The sequence below is a fragment of the Leptospira wolffii serovar Khorat str. Khorat-H2 genome (assembly GCF_000306115.2).
Classification (GTDB): Bacteria; Spirochaetota; Leptospiria; order Leptospirales; family Leptospiraceae; genus Leptospira_B; species Leptospira_B wolffii.
Map to the genome: position 1 here is coordinate 436,903 of NZ_AKWX02000004.1, position 21,020 is coordinate 457,922.

Below are 21,020 nucleotides of genomic sequence, written 5' to 3' on the forward strand. Positions count from 1 at the left end.
GAAAGTATGAAAAAGAAATTCATTTATATTCCGTTTCTATTCTTAATATTCGTCTTCTTTGCGGATAAGGTCTTTAAGCTGGATTTTTTCAAGAAGTCCTTTTACCAGGAAGGAAACCCGGTTTATTACGCGCAGAGAAGAGCCCTTTTCGAAAGGATGCTCAAAGACGAAACGACCAGGGATAAGAAATTCGCCGTAGCGTTCGGAGATTCCAGAGCCTATCCGTATTCTTCTAAAACCTTTCCTCCTCAGTATCAAAAGGACTGGGTGGTCTATAATTTTGCGGGTCCCCAAGCGGTTCCTGCCTACGGGTTCTACTGGTTCGAAAGAATGATCCAAGAGGGAAAGAAACCCGATGCGGTCTTTTATGTGGTTAGCCCCGAAGCTTTCGACGATTCCAAAGGGCTGATGTACGAGCCGTTTCTGAGACTCGGAGCCGACGATTCCTTTATAGCTAGATACTGGGGAGTCTTGTCCTGGGCCGATCGTTTCGACATTCTGAAGGAAAGATTTTTCACGATCCGAAAAATCAAACCCGGTTTTAAATTGTTCTGGTCCAGACTTCTTTCCGGAAATCTAAACTATTATCTACCCGAACACAATCATGAAAACCTAATCTTAGAGATAGGAAACGGGGAACAATTGGCCTACGCTGCCGCGAATAATAATCCGGACAAACTAGCCAAAGACGCCTTGAGATTGAAAAGCATCTATCTTTCCGGATTCGAGCTGGGGCAGACCCAATTTTTCTTCGTGGAAGAATTCCTGAAGCTCGCGAAAGAGAACGGAGTCCGTGTTTATTTGATTTGGCCGAAAGTGTATGACGGGTATCGACAAGGATACTTCGATCTAGGACTGGATAAAAGTTGGTGGCCTAGGATTCGGGAACTCGCTTCCAAATACGGAGCGAGGGCGGCGAATATGAACGAGTTAAGTTCTTGCAGCTTATATTACGACGCCTCTCACCAGAGTGTGATCTGCATAGAAGAGCAGGCCAAACTGTTATTAGAGGATTATTACTCGATTCGCAACCTACCTTAAGCGATTAATTGCTTTTGGAAATCAGATCGAATCGATCGAATAGCAGATCTCTGATATGTCTGGCCGCATCCTGATTTCGTATGGAATGCAGAGCCCAATTATAACTGATGACGAGGGCCAAGAGTTGATCCGCTAGAATATATGACTGGCGATTAGCTTTCGTATGTCCGATACCCTTGGATAATTCTGTGGATAGAAATCGACGGAAAGATTGGAATTGCTTACGGATTTCCTTATTTACGCTGTCGGCCAAGGATCCTCCTTCCATAGAGACTCTCGTAAAGAAGCAACCTCCGGGAAATACCTTCCGATCTATATACTCCAACCAACCTCGACAGAAGGCGAGGGTTCTTCTCGGGCCGGTATCCAATTCCATTGCGGGTCCTATCACTCTTTGTCTGAAGATTTCCGCAGCGTAACGGATTGTATTCAGTTGTAGATCCATCTTGGATCCGAAGGAACCGTGTAGTCCCGCCTTACTCATCTTAGCCGAGGCGGCGAGTTTGCCGATACTCAAATCGTTCAATCCGTATTCGGATGCGTAATCCGCCGCCAAGCGAAGTATATTTTCCTGGGTTTCGCTGATCGCTAATGTCATATATTCTTTCCGGTGCTTCCGTATAGAAATAGCATGCCGGGTGCTTCTTGCAAAGAAAATGAACGTTTCTAACCAAAAAAGATATACCGAACGAACGTTCGTATTTTAAATAGATTCCACATAATCGGACTATGGAATTAGGGATAGTTTGTCGTTGACTCCTATTCTAATCGTATTTCATTATTCGGGACTAAGAATCGATCCGCTCGAATATAGATAAAAAAGGCCGCTAAAAGCGGCCCTTTTCGCATCGGTTTTATTCTCCGATTACCATTTCAATTTCTTGGCGTCTTCCAGAAATTTCTCCAAGCCTATATCCGTCAGAGGGTGCTTGAATAATTGCTGGTATGCGGAAATCGGCATAGTCGCGCAATCCGCTCCTCGGAGAGCGGATTCTTTCAAGTGCATAGGTCCTCGAATGGAGGCGGCAAGGATCTTGGTTTCGAATCCGTAGTTGTCGTAGATTTCTCGGATCTCGGAGATGAGTTCCATTCCGTCCCAAGAAGTGTCGTCCACTCTGCCGATAAAAGGAGAGATATAGGTGGCTCCCGCTTTTGCCGCTAAGAGAGCTTGGGGCGCGGAGAAGCAAAGAGTAACGTTAGTAGGAATTCCTTTCTCGGTCAATTTGACTACGGTCTTTAATCCTTCCGGAATCAAAGGCACCTTGATGACCACGTTGGGAGCGATTTGCACTAGTTCGTCCGCTTCCTTTAACATGTCCTCATGTTTGGTAGCTAGGACTTCGGCGCTGACCGGTCCCGGAACGATGGCGCAGATCTCTTTGATTACGTCCTTAAAGTTACGACCAGATTTAGCGATTAGGGAGGGGTTGGTGGTGACTCCGTCCAAGAGTCCGTAGGAAGCGATCTCTTTGATCTCATCCACGTTTGCCGTATCCAGATATAATTCCACAATGGGCTCCAAAAGATTTATAGTCCGCCCAAAAACGCATGCTTTTGAATCGGCACCGATTTCGGGCTCCCAGAGTCCGGGTCTTTGGTAGAAAAGCCGTACTCTTAGAATCTTTCTGGATATTTGGTCTTCTTAAGGGGAGCGGTCAAGGCATTTTGATCGGAAGGATAAGGATTCCGAAGTTCCGGAGCCGCAAATAAATGGCTCCGGATTACGGATGAGAATGGGAGAATTAAGGAACGAGATCTCTAAGCGTTTTGATCTCTTCCGCGGAGAAGAATTCCTTGTATTCTTTCTCGATCTGAGCTTTTACCTTGGAGCTGAAATAATCCACTCTTCTGGTAAAGGGTTGCTTCTTATACGCTTCCTTCCATTGCACAACGAAGCCGCCTTTGGGAGGAGCTTCTCTTTCGTCGGTCAATTCCCAGATCACTGCACCGCCGATTTTCTTTTCGTCCAAGGTTTCTTTCTTGGGTTTGCCGTATTTGTTTTCCAGCTTATTCTGCACGTCCTTACCCGGAAGGTAACGGAAGGAGACTCCTACTGAGAAGAGTTTTCCGGGTTCCAGATGCTCGTCCTCGTCGGTTCCTGGAGGAGGAGTCTCGGGTCTCGCCTGCTTATCCTTGGGGCGGGAATCCAAAACGAGTTTGGGAGTGGAGTAAAAACGATATAGATAAAAGATTCCGTTTCTTCTGACTAGAAGGGATTTTTCCTTATCTTCGTGAACGACTTCGATTTTCTCGTCGCTTTGGGGATTGGTCGCTAAGGAAAGAAATTTCTCACGAACCTGAGAATAGGATGCCTCCCAGGCCACCTCGGCGAACCCGTCCAGGGTAGGCTTGCCTCCGTTATTTCGGGTGGAATTGTCCCCCGGAAACTGGGAGAATACTGCCGTCCATGGAAATAGAACGGTTAAGAATAAAGCGCCAACGGTTTTCCCTTTCATATTCTAACCTATCGGCAGAAGGAAGGCTTCCGATTAGGAATCTTCCCCGAAATCCTCGTAATCATCCTCTTCTTCCTTCCTCTTTCCGGTGCCGCCGAAAGGCAATTTTCCGTTCCATTTTAGTACGATGAGTATCCCTAAAATCAAAATATTCGGCAAAACGAATAGGAAAGCGATCTCATGATAGAGGCCATAGACCGCCAAATTGGAAGCGATCACAGAAATGAAACATCCGGAAAGAATAGGGATTTCCTGAGCCAAAAGTCTGCTTAGGAAAGATCCGCTTTCGGGAGAGATACGAGCGGCATGCAGTATCTCAGAGGAAAGATAGGAGTAGAAGAATAGAAAAAAGACCGGAAGAATGAGGGAAAGGAAGAAGTAATTTCCGAAAGAGTCCGCATAATGGGGAGTTCCTATGAGTCCTCCCATCCAAGTCCAGACTAGGGAGAAGGAGGCGGAGATTAAAAATCCTATACTTCCGTATTGCAGACTTCCTCCCGATTCGAAAATCGAGAGGATCTTTGTAGGTACGATTCTCAACCAGTCCGTCAATTCCTGCTTTTCGAAAGTATCCTTGCCGCTCAGATAAATCAGGTCGAAATAATAATCGACTAAGGACAAGGAAACTAACGTGAAAATTAGAAAGATCAGGTAGAGAAAGAATTCCATATCAATGTCTGAAGTGCCTCATGCCGGTAAATACCATGATCAACCCGTGTTCGTCCGCGGCTTTAATCACTTCTTCGTCCCGAATGGAACCTCCGGGTTGGATGATCGCCTTGGCTCCCACTTTCGCGATCGCGTCTATTCCGTCCCGGAAAGGGAAGAATGCGTCGCTCGCAACATAAGAACCTACTACGGAGAGTCCCACGTTCAACGCTTTTGTGGCACCCAATTGCACGGAATCCACTCTGGACATCTGTCCGGCTCCGATTCCTAGAGTTGCGTTTTCTTCGGTGTAAACGATCGCATTGGACTTGATGAATTTCACAGTGGACCAGGCGAACATGAGCCCTCGGATATCCTCTTCCGTAGGTTGCTTTTTCGTCACTACTTTCAGATCCTTTTCGGTGATCGTAGCGTAGTCCCTGTCTTGTAAAAGCATACCGTGGTGGATGGGTCTTAAATCCATTTCGTCCAGCGCTTCTTGGAAGTTTGCTATTTCAATGAGTCGCACGTTCGGTTTCTTGGCGAAGAATTCCAGCGCCGCAGGCTCGAATTTTTGGGCGATCACTCCCTCTACGAATGTCTCTCCGATTAGAACCGCGAGTTCTCCCGAAACGGCTCCCTTGATTCCGATGATTCCTCCGAAAGCGGAAATGGGATCGGTTCTTTTAGCCAATCGGAATGCTTCTAAAGGATCGTCCGCATAAGCGATCCCGCAAGGATTCAAATGTTTGATAATGCAGACCGTATTGTCGGGAAGAAGAGCGGAGATATGGAATGCCGCGTCGAAATCCAACATATTATTGAAGGATAATTCTTTACCCTGAAGAGGAGCGAATTCGCTTTTATTGAAAAGAGGCTCGTAGAATGCGCCGCCCTGGTGGGGGTTCTCGCCGTATCTCAGCTTTTGTTTTTTGGTGAAGGAAAGATTCAGAATGTCGGGGAATTTTTCTCCGGCGAGTTTATTGAACCAGGAGGAAATAGCGGCATCGTAAAGAGCCGTATGAGAAAACGCCTTTCTCATCAAAAGGAAAGAAGTATCCGCATCCACGGAACCTTCGTTAACCTTCATGGAATCTTCCACAGTCTTGTAATCGTTGGGATCCGTGACTACTACCGTGTGGCGATAATTCTTGGCCGCGGAACGTAGCATGGACGGCCCGCCGATATCTATATTCTCGATGGCCTCGTCTAATTTCACTCCCGGCTTGGATACTGTCTGTACGAAAGGATAGAGATTTACAACTACGAGATCGATCTTAGGTATTCCGAGCTCTTCCATTTTCTTTTTGTGCTCGGGATTGGAAACCACTCCCAAAAGGCCTCCGTGAACTTTCGGGTGGAGAGTCTTTACTCTGCCGTCGAGGATTTCCGGAAAGCCGGTATAATCGTCAATGGCGACGGCCTTGATTCCGTTTTCTTGGAGAGTCTTGAGTGTTCCGCCGGTGGAGATGATTTCAACGCCTTTGGAGTCCAGATATTTCGCGAAACCGATCAGTCCTGTCTTGTCGCTGACCGAGATGAGGGCACGAGTGATTTTGATCATGCTAGAGGATGGAAACCTTCCTATCTTTGATGAGTAGCCTATCTTCGCAGAATAATTTCACCGCGAGGGGCAGGATTTTATGTTCCTCTTTGAGAATGGCAAGAGTCAATTCTCTTTCCGTCATCTTCTCCTCGATTTTCACGACTCCTTGGAGAATGATGGGACCGGAATCCACTCCCTCGTCCACGAAATGAGCGGTGCATCCGGCAATTTTCACACCGTACTCGAAAGCCTGCTTTTGGGCATCCAGGCCCGGGAAGGAGGGTAAAAGAGACGGGTGTATATTTAGGATACGATTCGGAAAGGCTCGGATGATCTCCGGCTTTAAAATTCTCATGTAACCACAGGCAACGATCAGGTCCGGAGATAATTCCTGGAGGGTGTGTAGTAACTCCTCATGGTATTGCGACTTTTGGGAGTAGGATTTGAAATCTAGGACTTTGACAGGGATCCGAAAGGACTCGGCGACTTGGATGGCCTTAGCAGAGGGATTATCCGTGACTAGACAAATCGGATCCCCGTGGATTTTATTCTTCCGGAGAGAGGCCAAAACCGCCTCAAAATTGCTCCCCCGGCCCGAAGCTAAAAAAACAAGCTTTTTTCTGGGTTTGGGAAACAGACTTGCCAAGAATTTTCGCATCCGATACGCTAAGAATTGCCCGTCCACGTTAAGGCGGTCCGGAAATTTGTCGAAGAGTATTTCAGGAGAGACACATGTCACTTGCCAGAAAATCGACGGCTTCGGTCGAACAGTACAAATCCAACGAAATTTCTACTGTAAGTCAGGGAAAGCTCATAGTCATGCTTTATGAGGGAGCGATCCGTTTTTTAAATGTGGCCATCGATAATAATACCCCTCGCAAGTACGATGTGGTGAACAACCATATCCTCAAGGCTCAGGAAATCGTCACCGAGCTCATGTTAGCCTTGAACATGGAAAATGGGGGAGAGGTCGCCAATAATCTCCTAGGCATTTATGTTTATATCAAAAAGCGACTTCTCGAAGCCAATATGAAGAAGGACAGCGAGATCCTACACGAAATCATCAAGTATCTGGAAGATTTGAAAAATGCTTGGGAAGAAATCGAGAAGAAGGAAAAAGCTTCCTCCGTAGTTCCTATGCCGGCTCCGGGCTCCAGAGGCACCGGACTCTCTCTCCAAGGATAATTAAGGACTCTCTCGCCTGATGCCATCCCCTAAGAACCGATCCGCAAAGACGAAGGAAAACGAATTGGAGTCTTTGTATCTTAAAAAGATCTCATTCTTAGAGGAACTTATCCGTCTTCAGAACCGCCAAATGGAAGTTCTTTCCTTCGGAGACGGCGAGAATGCCGCAAAGCTAGAACACGAAAATTCTAGACTCATGGAAAGTATGATGAGTCTAGATCGTAAGATCGAACGTCTCGAAGAATCGTATCCCCAGTCTTTGGAAATCATCCGCCTATCCGACGAAATCTTCCGTAAACTGGAGGAGTCTCGGGACCTGAACGAAAAAGTGGGTCTTAAGATGGAAGAGATACTACACGAATACAGAAAGGAACTGAATCTAGTCCAGGCTGAAATCCAGCTAAAGAGATTCCTCACAAAAAGGAAGCTAGGGTGGAAGACGGGGACCTGCTAAGCCGAGCCCTAGACTTTTACGGACTTCCAAGAAAATTCGACGCTGAGCTAGTCCGAACCCGCTTCCGAGAACTTTCCCGAAAATACCATCCCGATTCGGGGGAATACGAAACCGATTTCCTATTCAAAGAACTCGTTCAGTTGAGAGATGTGCTTTTGCATTCTCTAGAATCCAAAGAGGAAGCATTGGAGACCGGAACGAAAGCGGAAGACAGAGAAGGCTTCGTATCCTATAAGGAAGCCAAAAAGAGAACCGCGGAAGCTCTCGAAAGATATTTCCAGTTTACGGAAGGCAATCCTGTCTTTCTAAAAGGAGAAGAAAATCCGGCTCTTAGAAAATTAAGAGAAGAGCTGGAGACCGTTGTGGGAGAATGGAAGGAGTTTTTGGATCATTATCCCCAAAGCATCTGGAAGGAAGACGCGGAAAAAACTCTGCAAAAACTTTCGGTCTGGTTTAAAGACTAAGGAACCTGCAATGTGTTGGAAGGCATGGAGAATACGTATATATCCTTTGTGCCTGAATTTAGATCCAAGGAAATCACGGAGGATCTGAGAGTAATATAATCCCCCGAATTCAAAGTGGCGATGATCTTACAAACCCTGTTCGTATTCTCTCCTGGACCGGGAGTGGATAGAGGGCCGGTGCTTGTCGTGATTTCTATGGAATATTCTATAGGTTGGTTGGGAAGAAGATTCAAAGGCAATTCGCAACCCTTGCCGATGGAAAAATCGGAAGGATTCCTAGAATCGAAAACCGTGGCAGCGGAATAAAGAGTGTATCCTCCGAAGAATGCCTCCGGATTTCCGGCTCTCAGTCTTAGCTCGTATCCGCTCGAGATGGGAGCGATTCCGATTAGAGTGGGAGGAGTCGTGATGATTCTATTGCTGGAATAATGTTTGCAAGCGGAGAAAAGAAAAAGGATGAGAATCGGAAGAAGCCGGGAAAGGCATTTTGTCCTTCCGAAAGATAAAGATTGGTTCATTTATTAGCTGCGAATATAATCTTCCCAACCGAATTTTTCAGCCAGTTGTTCCGATACGGAAAACTGTGGAAAACGTCTCTTGTTTGTCGATCGATTTTCAGGGATCTCCCATTTGAGCTCGTGTAGCAGTTTATTTCCTTTCTTGGAATTGCAGTCCCTACAGGCGGTAACCAGATTTTCCCAGGTATGGTAGTCCAGAGGCTTTTTGTCTTTCGGGATTTCGTTCCATCGACTCTTAGGAATCACATGGTCCAGGGTAAGACGAGAAGAAGGGTATTTCCTGCGGCAATACACGCATTCGTGATTGTCCCTAAGGAAAATATTTTCCCGGGAAAGCTTATGCTTTCTTTTGGGAACCTTGTAATAACCGGTGAGTAGAATGATCCGAGGAGCGGTGAATCGGACCTTTTCGGAGCGGATAAGAAGAGCCTTCTCGTCCTTGACCAGCTCGGCCTTGTTTAAGACCAAAAGAATAATCGCGTCTTTTACCGTACGAATTGCGACCGGAACATAGGTCGCATTCAGCACCAACACAGGCTGGGCGAGGACGTCCATATCTTACCAGACATTAGATTGTCCTAAAGAGATGTCGAGTAAAACTAAGGCTTTTCCGAACGTTTCTTTTTCAGATAAACCGCGGTCAGTAATATTACGATTCCGAGTCCCAGAAGGGAAAACACAGTTACCTGACCTTGGTGAACCCATGTCTTGAGCTGGTCTAGGTTCTTGGCCCCATAATGGCCTAGATAGACCCAGATTGGAACGGAAATCACTGCTGCGAAAGTGTCCAGGCAGAGAAAACGGAAAAAGGAAATTCGATCCGAAGTCCCGGCGGTGAGATAAATGGGCATTCTGAGTCCCGGCATGAAGCGTGCCATGAAAACCACCCAGTTTCCGTACTTGGAAAACTTGTCCTGGACCTGGGCGAATCTTTCCGGAGTTAGGAATTTGGCTACGAAAGGAATTCGTAGTACCTTCTCCCCGAAAACTCTACCCAAAAGGAAAACGGAGCCGTCTCCTATGATAACTCCGGCCATTCCTACCGCAAACATGATATGCTCGTTGGCGTAACCGAGTCCTGAGATGACTCCTCCCGATACTAAGGAAATATCTTCCGGAACGGGTAATCCGAAACCGCAAAGAATCAGGGTGAGGAAGACAGCGATATAAGCGAATTCGTGTCCGAACTGAGAGAAGAAATCGACGAGAGCGGAGATATTAACTAGATCCATGAATTCCGGTCCCGTTTCGGGACAATTGCACCAGTGAAACTTTTCCTGTACAAATGGGAATCCAAAAAAGCGGGAAAAAGAACGGATTCTTTTCTCTTTTTTCGGGTAGAAGGTACTACGACCTGGATTTTTACAGACTTGTTTGGCTTGCTTAGAGTTCTTCGCGCGCCGATTCTGGTCCTTAGGTGCAAAGAGATAGAAATCAGATTATAGAATCCGAAAATTCTTTTCTCGCTCCCTATGCGGTTTTTCAGGACCAAACCGGAGGTAGGGAATATTCGGAAGAAGAGCATCCCTATCGGATTCCTTTCCAGAGGGATCGAGATCGAGTCGTCCATTCCAGCGCTTTCAAACGATTGCAATACAAGACACAAGTATTCGTACATTCCGTGGGGGAGAATTATCGCAATCGTCTCACTCATACGTTGGAGGTTGCGGGTATTTCCAGGACCATCGCCTCCGCATTGGGTTTGAATTCTCTTCTCGCTGAAACAATCGCGCTCGCTCACGACTTGGGTCATACTCCCTTCGGTCATGCAGGCCAGGACATGCTTGCGGATCTCATGAAGGACTACGGAGGCTTCGAGCATAATAAGCAATCCCTTCGTATCGTTACATTCTTAGAAACTAGGTATCCTTCTTTTCCTGGGTTGAATCTTTGTAGGGAAACGATCAAAGGAATGATGAAGCACGGAGCGGAATACTCCGGATCTTCCTTAGGAAAAGAAAGAAAAGAAGAAGGTCCTAGTTTGGAAGGCCAATGTGCAGACGTGGCCGACGAGATCGCATATACGAACCATGATATAGATGACGGACTGGAGATGGGATACCTTCGTTTGGAAGATCTCTCCACGGTTTCTCTTTGGGCGGAAACCGCGCAAAAGGTGAGAGCTTCTTATCCTTCTCTCGGGGGAAAAGTTTTTGTGAGAACTGTGATCCGGGAACTCACGAACGGAATGGTATCCAATATGATCCAAAATATCCAGAATCGAATTTCCGATTGGAAGATCGAAACTAGATCCGACCTGAATCGAATCTATATGGAAGGCAAGAGAATCGCAAGTTACGATTCGGAATTTTCGGATAAAGTCCGAGAATTGAAAAGTTTCCTGCATGAGACTTTGTACAGGCATCCGTCCGTAGTGGTAACGAGCGATCGGGGAAGGGATATCATCGAGGCTTTATTCCATCATTTTAGAAAGCAGCCGGATTCGATTCCGGAAATCTATAGGGATAGGATAGCAAGCGAAGGTTTGGAAAGATGCGTATGCGATTTCGTGGCGGGAATGACGGATCGTTATGCAGAGGAATTGGCCCATAGCGTGGGAATTCCTACAGCTACGAAATAACGAATTTAAATCACCGAAGAAATCACTTCTCGGATCGCCAAAAGCAATGCGTCCACTTCTTCCGTAGAAGTAAAGGTTCCGGTGGAGATGCGTATGGCGCGTAACGCTTCTTCTTTTGTGTAGCCCATGGAAAGAAGAGAAGGGGCCGGTTCCCTGGATCTGGATTTACAGGAAGAACCCGTAGAAAGAGCAAAACCCTTTTCCTCCATTCCCATCATGAAAAAGTCCAGGTCTTCCACGGGAAGAATCGCGAAAGTAGTGGAGGCTAGTCTAGGTGAGTTTTCCGCCACGATTTCCGCACCTAATCCTTTTAGTTCGGATTCTATTCTTCTTTGGAAATCTTCCAGTCGGACGGCCTTCTTTTCCATCTCTTGGAATTGGATTTTGGCTGCTTCCGCTAAGCTTAGGATTGCAGGCGAGTTTTCCGTGCCCGCGCGGTGCCCATTTTCTTGGTTTCCTCCTCCAAAGATCCCGCCTTCTTTTAAGAGCTTTGGTTCGAACCAAACCGCAGATGCGCCCAGGCCGGCTCCTATTTTATGACCGGAAAAAGTGAATCCGGTCAGTCGTGCAAACGGAACCGGGATCTTACCGAAGGATTGCATTAGATCGGAGAATAGAGATACGTTTCTATTTTCGCAAATGGTTGCGATCTCTTCGAGAGGCTGGACGACTCCGGTTTCGTTTCCCGCATGGATGATACATACGGGACCCGGTTCTTCTTTTAATACCGAATCCAGTTCTGCCAAGGATATGAGTCCTGATTTATCCGTATGCAAAACGGAGGTGGGAATTTCCAGACTATGAAAGGCAGCGTAAACCGAAGCGTGTTCGAAAGGAGAAAGATAGACTTTCGTCTTTACGGAAGGTTTGAGAAAATAAGCGAGTAAGTAATTAGCTTCGGTTCCTGAGGATGCGAATACGAATCCTTTCGCGTCCTTACCTGTAAGTTGGGAAAGGATCTTTCTGGATTCCTCGATCTTTCCCTGTCTAGCTAGGGAAAAACGTGTGGGCCCGGAAGGATTGAAGAAATCCTCCTCATATTCCGAATAGACCCTGGAAAGCAAACCGGGGATGGGCGGATGAGTTGCGTTATAATCGAAGTACTTAATTCGTTTCATCGAAAATGTCGTCGGCTTCTTCGTATCTGCCTTTTCGACGAAGTACATACTGCAATAGTTTCTTTTTGTCTTCGATTAAATCTTCATAGCCGGATTTATCGTTTCTATAATTCGGATCCACCGTATAGACTTCCGTATCCAAGCCGTCCAGTTCTCTCAATGCCTCGTCCCATTTGGCTTCGAAGAGTAGACAACGGACTCTCATGAGCTTGGCTTGGAAACGGACTCCTAGGTCCGTGGATTTGGATTTGAAAACGGACTCGAACATCTCTCCGGCTTTTTTCCTATATTGGGAATCTCTTTCTCCCAATCGGTAATAGAGCCTGGCCGCACGGAATAGATTGGAATAGAATACTTTGGAACCTTCTTCATCGGAAGGATCGCAAGGAAGGGTAGCAATTGCCGACGGTCCCCAATATTTAGCTTCCGTGGGAATATTTCGTTTGGAACAGGAGAAGAATAAAACCCGAGTATAGAGGGAGACGGATTCCTCCGGAGAAAGGGAGGACGCTCCTCCCTTCATTCTCAAAAGTTCCAAGGTATTTAGAAGGATTCGTTTGTATTTATTGGCGGTAAGTCTAGTCGTTTCCGGATAATCTTCCGAGAAAATCATGGGATTGGATTCGGATCCCGCTATGGAATTCCAGATTCGTATTTCCTTGGGGAGATCCTCTTCTCCTAGTTCCTCCTCTTCCTTTTTACAGGAAAAGCTGAAGAAGTTCAGAATTCTTTTCCACCAAGGGAGTACGGGCTTGGCGGCGGTGCGGATTTTTTCGAATACGAATTCTTCTATCCGTAAAATAGACTGGAAATGCGCGAGTATCGCCTCTTCGGGACGGCAACTCGCAAACGACGTCAGTTTAATTTTTTCTAAAAGACCCTTTCCAACAATGGGAGGCTTGTCCCAAGTGAGGTCGACTTTAGAAGCGGGGGCGTTGTACCCATCGAAAGGGTTGTAATTGAGTGCCCTCTTATAATAATCCAAGGATTCCAGAGTTAACGAGGAGAATTCCTGCCAATATTCGAAAGGATCGATTCTCTTTCCTCCGGTTTCGAATTTGTTTCCGCTGGGATTCCCTAGTTGTTCCAGAGTCCAACCCTCGTTTTTCGCCTCCATCCAAGAAGGCACCCGAAATATATCGTCCATCCCTTGCTTGCCTAATTCCGAGGCACGAACGCAGGACTGAGACATTTTGTCCAAACGAAGGTAATGCTCCACTTGTCGGAACTCGACCTTTTCGGAAAGAAGTTCGTCTCCCTTGGCTTGCAATTTTGCGGATAGGGAGGGGTTGAGTTCGGGAGGCTCCAACCAAAGAGCCACGGTGCGTAAAAATTCGAACCTGCGCGGATAAACGTAGAAGGCTGCGATCGTCCAAATGAGTATCAGGGATAAGAAGAGCTTTTTCTTTTCTTTCAGAATACTGAACAATTTCTTTCCTCTCGGAGTCGGGAAAATTCGTTCGACGAATCGGTCCCTCGCTTCAGAGTTGAGCGAGTGAAACAATCGCTCTCTTTGATTCCAAACCCTATACAAGTCCGGGGATTATGAAACACGCAAGCATTATTCCGATTCTGGCATTTTCCGTCCTAACTTCGATTCCAGCATTTGCAAGCCCCCAAACTCAGGGAAATTTTTTGGTTTGTAGAGACTCCGATCCGGAAGGAAGGCCTAGATCCGTTTGGCCCTCCTTTTTCTTTTCCCTAGGCTTGGAGAGTTTGAACAAGGCGAGAAGGTCGGAAGGTAGAGAGAGAGCGGAGGAAATCGTAGAATCCATATCGTACTACGATAAATATATACGTTGCTCCGAATCCGTGGGAGTTCCCGTCTCCGCAATCGCCCGCTGGAACAAAGCATTGGCTCATTATTATATTGGACAATGGAAAGAAGCCCTCCAGGAAACGGATCTTGCGGAAAAGGCGGATCCGAATTTCAAAGAAACCTATATTCTGAAAGCCACGATCCTTCTAAATCAGGCGGAGTACGAAAAGACAGCTCAGTATTTGGAAAAGAATCTGAGTCGCTTCCCGGACGATCCCGATATCTATTATCTTTTGAGTTCCGCGGTTCTGGCTCTGAAGAACGACGCAAAGGCTATTCTATACCTAAGCTCTCTACGGGATCTCATCAAGCAAAAGGATGCCAATCCTAAATACCCGGAATTCGTTTATCTTTCACTGGGCAAGACCTACTTTGCCCAAGGACAGAACAATAAGGCTCTATTCTATATCTCCGGGTATCTGGAGATGAGACCGGAGAATTGGGAGGTCCGATTCTTACTCGCAAGAATCCTGGACCAGTTGGGAAAATTCTCTCAGGCAAAGAAGCAATTGCAGAGAATCCTCCAAGAGATCCAAGGAAATTCTTCGGTGGAACTGATGCTCGGAGAGATGTACTTCATCGAAAGCCGTTCCATGGCGGCTGGGTATTTCGAAGGGCTTAAGAAAAGCGGAAAATTGCCCAAAGACGGCATTCTATACGGGCTCAATGCGGTCTTGAATTCCAGATATATGGACGCCGGAAAAATCCTATTCCCTTTGCGGGAAAAATCTCCCCGTAGACTTTCCGTTCGCTTGGCAGTGATGGAAATTTTGAAAAGGGACCCGAATTTTCCTAAAATCGAATATGTAAAGGAACTGGTGGAAACCGCAGGGATAGCACTTCAATCACAGCTTCCTAATTTGGCGGAGACTCTATTGATCGAGGCCATCCAAATCTCCGTTCGAGAGAATATGGACAAGACCTCCATAGCGGAAGAATACGATTTTCTCGCAAGCGTTTACGAAAGAAACGGTTCCATATATCGTTCCATTCTCTCCGTCCGAAAGGCGATCGAGTATTCCCAAACTCCCGAAGATTCCAGAAAATATAATTTACATTTAGCTTATTTACTGCGCGGGAATCCTCCCGGTAGGATCCAAGAGTCGGAAGATATCATCGGGAAAATACTGGCCGAGGACTCCAAGAATCATTACGCACATTATCTTTCCGGAATCGTACTATTCCAATTGGAAAAATACGAACAAAGCCGCGCGGCGTTCAGCGAGGCGATTCTTTTGGATCCCAAGGGAGCTTCCTATTATTTCTATAGGGCCACGACCTTGGAAAAATTGGGCAAGATACCCGCTATGGAAGAGGATCTGCGGAAAGCCATGGAGCTGGATCCCGAAAATCCGATCGCATATAATTACCTAGGTTACCATTACTCCGAAAGAGGAGAACGCTTAGACGAGGCTCTGGAGTTGATCCGAAAGGCGGTGGAACTCGCTCCGGATAACGAGGCTTATCAGGATAGTTTGGGATGGATCTATTTCAAGAAAGGTAGAATAGAGGAGGCCTTATTACATTTGAATTTGGCCTACCAGATCTTGCAGGACAAGAACGAAAACGATCCTACGATCTGCGAGCATTTAGGAGACGTGCATTTCGAAAAAAGGGAATTCGCGGATACTAGAACCTTCTGGGAAAAATCCGAAAGCCTATTTCAAAAGAAGGAAGACAAGGCGAGAATTCGGGAAAAACTGGGGAGGCTGAAAGCAAATCCGGCTACGAACAAACCCTGATTCGGCCGGGAGGATTCCATTTTGACAACAAACGAATTACGAGTCGGCGGGTTCATTCGCCTAACTCTGTTCGCCGCATTTTTACTTTCGAATTGCGTTACGGCGGACATTGAGGAAATTCCCTTTAGACAAAAGGGAAAATTGAAATTCTACTCGGCAAAATCCAAGGAAGGTTCCAAATATTTGGAGAGCCTTCGTAAATTAGAAGAATCGAATACATCTTACTCTGGAGAATTCGATATCCGTATCCAGAATTTCTTTCCTAATAAGGAAGTATTTTCCTTAAACGGTAAAATCCATTACGATAAGCCGAGCGGCAAAATGCAGATCGAATTGACCGATAAGCTATTCGGGATCGTAGTCTCCAAACTCTATACGGACGGAGAAATCATTCGAATTAAGGCCGCCAGCGTGGAAAAGGTCCACGAGCAACCGATGGATGATATCGTTCTTTCCGATCCGAATACCGGAAAAAAAACCGTGGTTCCATTTCCGGTGATCTATCATCTTCTTTCCAACAGAAATGCCCAGCTCTTCCGCCCCGAATGGACTTTGGTTCATCCGGGAGAAGGGATCATCTTCGTAAGAAAACCGGGAGAAGAATGGACCTATTACGCTTCCGAGAAGGGGTTTTATTCTGTGGAATGGGATTCTAGCGGGAAGAATGTGAAGGCGGTCACGAATGTGCAGGGGGACTTGGAATTTCCTCCCAAGCTAACCGTGACTCGGATCGTTTCCAGAGACCAGGGAACGGACCAAAACAGAATCGAAATCAAGATGAAAAAAGTGAATAAGAACGAAGGTCCGAACCAAGTGAGTTTCGGATTCTAAAGGCGGCCTGAAATGATCGACGTAGAAAAAAACGGACATATATTAGAACTTTATATTAAAACCAACGAAACCAATTCGTTAGGCAAGGAATTCTTCGATAAACTCGCAAGTACGATGCAGGAAGCGGAGAAGGACAGGACGGTTAAGGCCATTCTTCTTTCCGGAAGAAACGACAAATTCTTTTCCAACGGTTTTAATCCCGAGATATTCGTAGGAAAAACCCTGGAAGAGATCAAATCCGTATTGAATGACGCTTTGGGCGCCTGCGCTCGTGTTTTATTTTCCAATAAGCCGGTAATCTGCGCTATGAACGGACACTCCATGGGAGTCGGAGCCGTTCTTGCGATCTTTTCTGATTACAGGATTCTTGTGGAAAAGAAAGGAAGGTTGGGCTTTCCGGAATCCATGATCGGCATCAATTTTCCTTCGACTGCCGCACTCGTATTAAAGGATTTAGTGGGAATAAAAACCGCTAGGGATTTGCTTTATAGCGGAAAGGGCTTAAAGGCCGACGAAGCGGTACAGTTAGGCCTAGTAGAAGAATCTGCGACTCCGGAAGAATTGATCGCCAAAGCCAGAAAATGGTGCCAGCAATTCGAGGGAATGGCGATCGAATCCGTCGTAGGAATTAAATTGGCCCTTAGAGATTCTCAAAGACTAGCAGCGGATCAATTCCGAAAACGTGATATAGACTTGCTGGCGGAGGCGGTATTTACCCCCAACGGCCAGGAAGGAATGAGATCCATCCTGGAACGTAGAAGGCCGGTATTTACCTAAGAGTGAAATACTTTTCCCGGATTCAGGATTTCCTTTTGGTCCAAGGATTTCTTGAGTCCGTTGAGTGCTTCGATTCCCGGCTTTCCTAACGCGTTTTGGTACCAAGTCTTATGATCGAAACCCACACCGTGGTGGTGGCTGATCGGAGCCTTATGCGCAAAGAATGCGTCCGAGACCTTCTTCTTCATTCTAAACCATTGCTCTTCCGGCTTTTTCTCGTCCATAGGGAATAGAATCGTATAATACAAGCAAGCTCCGTCGTGGTAGCTATGGGAAAGATGGCACATTGCGATGCACCCCGGGATGGATTTCTGCAAGGCATCGATTCCTGCGGCATGCAACTCTTCGAGTCTGTCGTAAGTGGTGGAAGTCTCCATCGTATCCACTCCCAATCCGTACTGCATGATATGATTTCTTAGGAAAGGCATATTGTATCTGCCGTGGATCCAATTCTGTCCCAGATGTTCTCCGGCAAACAATCCTCCGAATTTTTTCCAGATAGGTTTCATGGATTTGAAAGAATGATTCACTTCTGATCGGGAGCCGTCTAAACCGACTAAGACCACACACTTTCCTTCCCCGAGTCCCATCCAACGGAGTACCAAGGATTGCAGAGATTTCTTTAGGATACGGGAGAACGTATTCTTCTTTCCTAATTCTCCCAGATATTCGTACAGTCTGGTTTCGTTCGCATCGGAAAGTCGAAGCATAGAGGTCTTAATTTCGGCATGATTCGTTTGCCGAACGAAGTCTATGGAATTCTTAAGATTCGGGAAAACGATTCCGAAATACTTTCGGGTCTCCGGAATCTTATGAATCCTGACGGTCACCTCCGTGATGACCCCGAGTAGACCCTCGCTACCTGCAACGATTTGGTTCCAGTCCGGACCGATGGAGGCTGCGGGAGCCCTGAGAGTTTCCACGGTTCCGGAAGGAGAGATTAATTTCACGGAACTTAGAATTTCCTCTATCTTTCCGTATCGATTGGATTGTTGGCCGGCGCTTCTTGCCGCGACCCAGCCGCCTAACGTGGAGTATTCGAAGGATTGGGGAAAATGTCCCAAAGTGTAACCTTTTAAATTCAGCCCGTATTCCAGTTTAGGCCCGTAGATTCCCGCTTGGAAGGTGGCCGTTTGGCTGATCGGATCGAATGCGATTAAATCCGTCATAAGAGTCGTGTCCAAGGATAGAACCGCTTTTTGTCCCTTACCCTTAATGACTTCCAGGCCTCCTACCACAGAGGAACCTCCACCGAAAGGGATCACCGTGATTTTGGATTTGGAGCAGTATTCCAGAATCGCTTTTACTTCGGAGTCTTTCTTGGGATAGGCGACCGCATCCACATAGTTCTTAAGAGTATTCGTATGAAAACGAAGAACATCGTAGTAGCTCTTACCTGCGGAATGGAAAACCCTCTCATAACGATCGGTTTTCAATCTGTCTTTTCCAAGAATACCGTGTAGCGCTTTCAGATCGGAGGGACTCAATTTCGGATTGGGAAGTTTGAAACTCTCCAAGGGAACAGCGGGAGTTTCACGGATGCTTTCCAGCTTGAATTCTCTTTGTAGAAGTTTCAGGATTTCGGGCATCTGTGCTTTTCTTCCGAAATCCTGGTCGTTCGCTCCCCAAGCATTCCATCTAAGATTGGATCTGGAATAATCTATATTAGGATTGAGCTCGTGATAGAACATGCGGTTTCTCCGAAATTTTGGGGTCGACTCCAATAAATCCGAATCTTGTTTGTAAGCAAAGGAAAAATTAGAGAATTCATTTTAGGGAAGAAGGTCCAACTTCTTTCTAAGTTCGGCGACCTTCCCATCCTCGGGAGAAAGCTGGTAAGCTTCTTCCAAAAGTTTTCTAGCGCGTATACTATTGCCGGAAATTCTATACAGGTCCGTTAGATTTACGAGATTCTTGGTATGTGAGGGATTTCGAACCCGAAGCCTTTCTCCCCATTCTATTGCCGCTTGCAAGGACGAGTCGGTCTTTTTTTGCACAAAGGATTTCTTCCAAAATATAGAAGCCTGAAAAAGCGCCTCCGTATCGGAAGGATCCCACTCTAAGGAAATTTCCGACCAGATCGCGGCCTTTTCGTATTGTGAATCCTTATCGTAGAGTTTAGAAAGGAATCTCGCCGTAAAAGGAGAATACATCCCGGATCCTTTGGACCTGGAAAGGGAAGCTTCCAGAATTCGGATCGCTTCGCTCATCTTTCCGTTTCGAACCAGATTTTCTGATTCTACTATACTCTTGCGATCTTCCATATAAAGGTTCTTTTCGGGAAGATAAGAAATGGAAAGGAGGCTTAGGTCGTCGGAGAGTTTTCCTTTTCTTGCCAAGGATTTCTGGATTGCCTTCAGATCTCCCTGGCTTTCCTCAACGGAATGTAGGAACTGAGTCTCGTCTTCGTTGATGACTCTTTTTCCGGAAAAATCCTGTTCCAGGATCAGATCGTCCCTTCCGTCCGAACCGCAGAATACCGTATCCCCGGGGAGCATACGAAAAGTTTGCACTTGGATTTTGGAGCCGAACAGTTCCGAGATTCCTATTTTGAGAATATGAGAATCGGCCCCCAAAAACATCGCCTTGCCGTCCCTGTAAAGAACCGGCCAAGGATGTTCCGCATTAATAAAATATAAAGTTCCGGTCTTATGATCGAGTAGTCCGAGTACTGCGGAGACCAACATGAATCCGTCGAACGTCTCGAAAACGTTCTGTAGATCCACGAATGTTTCCTTTAACCATCTCTCAGGGGATCTGGACTGGATTTCCGGAGAGAGTCTCGTTCTGCTTACTATGGAATTGAATACCGATCCTAGAACCAAGGCTCCGCCGGCTCCCTGGATGGATTTTCCCATCGCGTCCCCGTTGATAAAGGCAGTATATTCCGTTTCTCTCAATCGGATCCTGTAGGCGCTTAGAAAATCCCCGCCCAATTCGTAATCCTTGTTTTTGAAGGAGAATTTCTTGTACTGATCTAGTAGGAATTCCAACTTTACGGAAGAATCGGGGGACTCCTCGGACTTGATCAGAGGGGAGAGTAATAAGGAGGTTAGGAAATAATCCCCGTCCTGCTTTTCCTTCAGGGCCTGGATTTGGAGCATTTGCTCCGAGATTTCCTTATTTCTTTCCAAAATGCGGAAACGACTCACGAAATTCAGGAAGCGGTATCTTTCCAGGATCACCGCAAATACTAGGGCGATCAAATAGGCGATGCCTAAATTCTGCAGGGAATAGGATGCCTGAGAAGTTCCTATATTCGGAGAATATAATAATACCGACCCTATAAAGAATAGAAGGGACAATCCTAGAATGATAAAATACGTCTTCCTGAGAAGTGGAATAAATACTAGGGTGATAAGAACGATTTGGAGTCCGGATACGTAATTCGGGTCATCCGCGATTCTTCCCGTAAAGAAGGAAGTGCTAAGTACTAGATAGGAGACGAAGACGTACGCGTATTCCAAACTATAATGACGTGTGGGAATTCGAAACAGAGTGTCTAGTAAAAGAACCCCAAGACATAGAAGACTGACAATAGTCAATCCGATTCGGAAATAGAATAATTCCGGAAATTCCGGATGCAGTTTCTGGTCGGTTCCAAAAGCGAATCCTAACCACACGAAGATACCTAAGATACATCCGGGATACTGCAAGGCTCGGATTTGCCTTCTTAGGTCTTCCTTGTATTCCTCTTGGAATCTCTTTCTTTCAGGGTCCTCTTCCAAAAAGGAGAGGATCCATCCGAATCTGTTACGAATCCGTTTTGTAATGAAGGGATCGGATGACATTTGTTAGATCGAACCGTGTTCGTTAACCGAAGACGGATTTTAGTTAGAT

The 21,020-nt window shown here is 46.3% G+C and carries 21 protein-coding genes; 8 read left to right on the forward strand and 13 right to left on the reverse strand.

Annotation, left to right across the window (positions count from 1 at the left end; genetic code table 11):
• Positions 1 to 6: 6 nt before the first annotated feature.
• Complete coding sequence (locus LEP1GSC061_RS02050) at positions 7 to 1,041, forward strand: DUF1574 domain-containing protein (protein WP_016543950.1); 1,035 nt, start codon at positions 7 to 9, stop codon at positions 1,039 to 1,041.
• A gap of 4 nt (positions 1,042 to 1,045) precedes the next feature.
• Here LEP1GSC061_RS02050 and LEP1GSC061_RS02055 read toward each other — a convergent pair whose 3' ends face one another.
• The 6 genes from LEP1GSC061_RS02055 to purN form a co-directional block, all read right to left on the reverse strand.
• On the reverse strand, positions 1,046 to 1,639 hold the full coding sequence (locus tag LEP1GSC061_RS02055; protein ID WP_016543949.1) for a TetR/AcrR family transcriptional regulator: 594 nt from the start codon (positions 1,637 to 1,639) through the stop codon (positions 1,046 to 1,048).
• Between the two features lie 267 nt (positions 1,640 to 1,906).
• Complete coding sequence (gene fsa / locus LEP1GSC061_RS02060) at positions 1,907 to 2,551, reverse strand: fructose-6-phosphate aldolase (RefSeq protein ID WP_040507606.1); 645 nt, start codon at positions 2,549 to 2,551, stop codon at positions 1,907 to 1,909.
• 232 nt (positions 2,552 to 2,783) lie between these two features.
• Entirely contained in the window at positions 2,784 to 3,497 is a 714-nt protein-coding gene (locus tag LEP1GSC061_RS02065; RefSeq protein WP_016543867.1) for a hypothetical protein, read from the reverse strand.
• 33 nt (positions 3,498 to 3,530) lie between these two features.
• Positions 3,531 to 4,166, reverse strand: coding sequence for a hypothetical protein (locus LEP1GSC061_RS02070; protein WP_016543522.1), 636 nt, complete (start codon positions 4,164 to 4,166; stop codon positions 3,531 to 3,533).
• 1 nt (position 4,167) lies between these two features.
• Entirely contained in the window at positions 4,168 to 5,709 is a 1,542-nt protein-coding gene (gene purH, locus LEP1GSC061_RS02075; protein ID WP_016543848.1) for a bifunctional phosphoribosylaminoimidazolecarboxamide formyltransferase/IMP cyclohydrolase, read from the reverse strand.
• Between the two features lies 1 nt (position 5,710).
• The gene (purN, locus tag LEP1GSC061_RS02080; protein WP_040507950.1) at positions 5,711 to 6,337 is read right to left on the reverse strand and encodes a phosphoribosylglycinamide formyltransferase; all 627 of its coding nucleotides are present in this window, start codon (positions 6,335 to 6,337) and stop codon (positions 5,711 to 5,713) included.
• Positions 6,338 to 6,423: 86 nt separating this feature from the next.
• Between purN and fliS the strand changes: the two genes are divergently transcribed.
• The 3 genes from fliS to LEP1GSC061_RS02095 are packed head-to-tail and all read left to right on the forward strand — an operon-like array spanning position 6,424 to position 7,794.
• Positions 6,424 to 6,876, forward strand: a complete 453-nt coding sequence (gene fliS / locus LEP1GSC061_RS02085) for a flagellar export chaperone FliS (RefSeq protein ID WP_040507608.1) — start codon at positions 6,424 to 6,426, stop codon at positions 6,874 to 6,876.
• 19 nt (positions 6,877 to 6,895) lie between these two features.
• Positions 6,896 to 7,330, forward strand: a complete 435-nt coding sequence (locus LEP1GSC061_RS02090) for a hypothetical protein (RefSeq protein ID WP_016544051.1) — start codon at positions 6,896 to 6,898, stop codon at positions 7,328 to 7,330.
• Positions 7,309 to 7,794 carry a molecular chaperone DnaJ gene (locus tag LEP1GSC061_RS02095; protein ID WP_016543454.1) on the forward strand — a complete coding sequence of 162 codons (486 nt, stop codon included), beginning with the start codon at positions 7,309 to 7,311 and terminating at the stop codon, positions 7,792 to 7,794. The genes LEP1GSC061_RS02090 and LEP1GSC061_RS02095 overlap by 22 nt, the downstream gene beginning before the upstream one ends.
• Here the strand turns inward: LEP1GSC061_RS02095 and LEP1GSC061_RS02100 are convergent.
• Genes LEP1GSC061_RS02100 through LEP1GSC061_RS02110 form a run of 3 tightly spaced genes read right to left on the reverse strand, consistent with a single transcriptional unit; the run spans position 7,791 to position 9,544 of the window.
• Positions 7,791 to 8,312 carry an LIC11661 family lipoprotein gene (locus LEP1GSC061_RS02100; protein WP_016544122.1) on the reverse strand — a complete coding sequence of 174 codons (522 nt, stop codon included), beginning with the start codon at positions 8,310 to 8,312 and terminating at the stop codon, positions 7,791 to 7,793. The two genes, LEP1GSC061_RS02095 and LEP1GSC061_RS02100, sit on opposite strands and share 4 nt — an antisense overlap.
• A gap of 3 nt (positions 8,313 to 8,315) precedes the next feature.
• Complete coding sequence (locus LEP1GSC061_RS02105) at positions 8,316 to 8,867, reverse strand: HNH endonuclease (RefSeq protein WP_016543562.1); 552 nt, start codon at positions 8,865 to 8,867, stop codon at positions 8,316 to 8,318.
• A 44-nt stretch (positions 8,868 to 8,911) separates the two neighbouring features.
• Positions 8,912 to 9,544, reverse strand: coding sequence for a DedA family protein (locus LEP1GSC061_RS02110; protein ID WP_016543576.1), 633 nt, complete (start codon positions 9,542 to 9,544; stop codon positions 8,912 to 8,914).
• Between the two features lie 206 nt (positions 9,545 to 9,750).
• Here LEP1GSC061_RS02110 and LEP1GSC061_RS02115 point away from each other — a divergent pair, with 206 nt between their 5' ends.
• Complete coding sequence (locus LEP1GSC061_RS02115; RefSeq protein ID WP_040507956.1) at positions 9,751 to 10,893, forward strand: deoxyguanosinetriphosphate triphosphohydrolase; 1,143 nt, start codon at positions 9,751 to 9,753, stop codon at positions 10,891 to 10,893.
• A 5-nt stretch (positions 10,894 to 10,898) separates the two neighbouring features.
• Here the strand turns inward: LEP1GSC061_RS02115 and LEP1GSC061_RS02120 are convergent, their stop codons facing one another.
• Both LEP1GSC061_RS02120 and LEP1GSC061_RS02125 read right to left on the reverse strand, forming a co-directional pair.
• Positions 10,899 to 12,011 carry a cysteine desulfurase family protein gene (locus tag LEP1GSC061_RS02120; RefSeq protein ID WP_016543490.1) on the reverse strand — a complete coding sequence of 371 codons (1,113 nt, stop codon included), beginning with the start codon at positions 12,009 to 12,011 and terminating at the stop codon, positions 10,899 to 10,901.
• Positions 11,998 to 13,440, reverse strand: coding sequence for a hypothetical protein (locus tag LEP1GSC061_RS02125; protein WP_016544009.1), 1,443 nt, complete (start codon positions 13,438 to 13,440; stop codon positions 11,998 to 12,000). Before LEP1GSC061_RS02125 ends, LEP1GSC061_RS02120 begins: the two co-directional genes overlap by 14 nt.
• A 116-nt stretch (positions 13,441 to 13,556) precedes the next feature.
• Between LEP1GSC061_RS02125 and LEP1GSC061_RS02130 the strand changes: the two genes are divergently transcribed.
• Genes LEP1GSC061_RS02130 through LEP1GSC061_RS02140 form a run of 3 tightly spaced genes read left to right on the forward strand, consistent with a single transcriptional unit; the run spans position 13,557 to position 17,180 of the window.
• Positions 13,557 to 15,572 (forward strand): tetratricopeptide repeat protein, encoded by a 2,016-nt coding sequence (locus LEP1GSC061_RS02130; RefSeq protein ID WP_016544144.1) that lies wholly within the window; start codon positions 13,557 to 13,559, stop codon positions 15,570 to 15,572.
• A 21-nt stretch (positions 15,573 to 15,593) separates the two neighbouring features.
• On the forward strand, positions 15,594 to 16,403 hold the full coding sequence (locus tag LEP1GSC061_RS02135; protein WP_016544154.1) for a hypothetical protein: 810 nt from the start codon (positions 15,594 to 15,596) through the stop codon (positions 16,401 to 16,403).
• A gap of 12 nt (positions 16,404 to 16,415) precedes the next feature.
• Positions 16,416 to 17,180, forward strand: coding sequence for an enoyl-CoA hydratase/isomerase family protein (locus tag LEP1GSC061_RS02140; protein ID WP_016543568.1), 765 nt, complete (start codon positions 16,416 to 16,418; stop codon positions 17,178 to 17,180).
• Here LEP1GSC061_RS02140 and LEP1GSC061_RS02145 read toward each other — a convergent pair.
• The gene (locus LEP1GSC061_RS02145; protein ID WP_016543808.1) at positions 17,177 to 18,871 is read right to left on the reverse strand and encodes an FAD-binding oxidoreductase; all 1,695 of its coding nucleotides are present in this window, start codon (positions 18,869 to 18,871) and stop codon (positions 17,177 to 17,179) included. The genes LEP1GSC061_RS02140 and LEP1GSC061_RS02145 overlap by 4 nt on opposite strands.
• Positions 18,872 to 18,952: 81 nt before the next feature.
• On the reverse strand, positions 18,953 to 20,971 hold the full coding sequence (locus LEP1GSC061_RS02150; RefSeq protein WP_016543668.1) for a PP2C family protein-serine/threonine phosphatase: 2,019 nt from the start codon (positions 20,969 to 20,971) through the stop codon (positions 18,953 to 18,955).
• Positions 20,972 to 21,020: the final 49 nt, after the last annotated feature.

Coding starts and splice junctions, on each gene's coding strand:
- LEP1GSC061_RS02050 (WP_016543950.1), top strand. CDS start 7: ATGAAAAAGAAATTCATTTATATTCCGTTTCTATTCTTAATATTCGTC.
- LEP1GSC061_RS02055 (WP_016543949.1), bottom strand. CDS start 1,639: ATGACATTAGCGATCAGCGAAACCCAGGAAAATATACTTCGCTTGGCG.
- LEP1GSC061_RS02065 (WP_016543867.1), bottom strand. CDS start 3,497: ATGAAAGGGAAAACCGTTGGCGCTTTATTCTTAACCGTTCTATTTCCA.
- LEP1GSC061_RS02070 (WP_016543522.1), bottom strand. CDS start 4,166: ATGGAATTCTTTCTCTACCTGATCTTTCTAATTTTCACGTTAGTTTCC.
- purH (WP_016543848.1), bottom strand. CDS start 5,709: ATGATCAAAATCACTCGTGCCCTCATCTCGGTCAGCGACAAGACAGGA.
- fliS (WP_040507608.1), top strand. CDS start 6,424: ATGTCACTTGCCAGAAAATCGACGGCTTCGGTCGAACAGTACAAATCC.
- LEP1GSC061_RS02090 (WP_016544051.1), top strand. CDS start 6,896: ATGCCATCCCCTAAGAACCGATCCGCAAAGACGAAGGAAAACGAATTG.
- LEP1GSC061_RS02100 (WP_016544122.1), bottom strand. CDS start 8,312: ATGAACCAATCTTTATCTTTCGGAAGGACAAAATGCCTTTCCCGGCTT.
- LEP1GSC061_RS02105 (WP_016543562.1), bottom strand. CDS start 8,867: ATGGACGTCCTCGCCCAGCCTGTGTTGGTGCTGAATGCGACCTATGTT.
- LEP1GSC061_RS02110 (WP_016543576.1), bottom strand. CDS start 9,544: ATGGATCTAGTTAATATCTCCGCTCTCGTCGATTTCTTCTCTCAGTTC.
- LEP1GSC061_RS02120 (WP_016543490.1), bottom strand. CDS start 12,011: ATGAAACGAATTAAGTACTTCGATTATAACGCAACTCATCCGCCCATC.
- LEP1GSC061_RS02130 (WP_016544144.1), top strand. CDS start 13,557: ATGAAACACGCAAGCATTATTCCGATTCTGGCATTTTCCGTCCTAACT.
- LEP1GSC061_RS02140 (WP_016543568.1), top strand. CDS start 16,416: ATGATCGACGTAGAAAAAAACGGACATATATTAGAACTTTATATTAAA.
- LEP1GSC061_RS02145 (WP_016543808.1), bottom strand. CDS start 18,871: ATGTTCTATCACGAGCTCAATCCTAATATAGATTATTCCAGATCCAAT.
- LEP1GSC061_RS02150 (WP_016543668.1), bottom strand. CDS start 20,971: ATGTCATCCGATCCCTTCATTACAAAACGGATTCGTAACAGATTCGGA.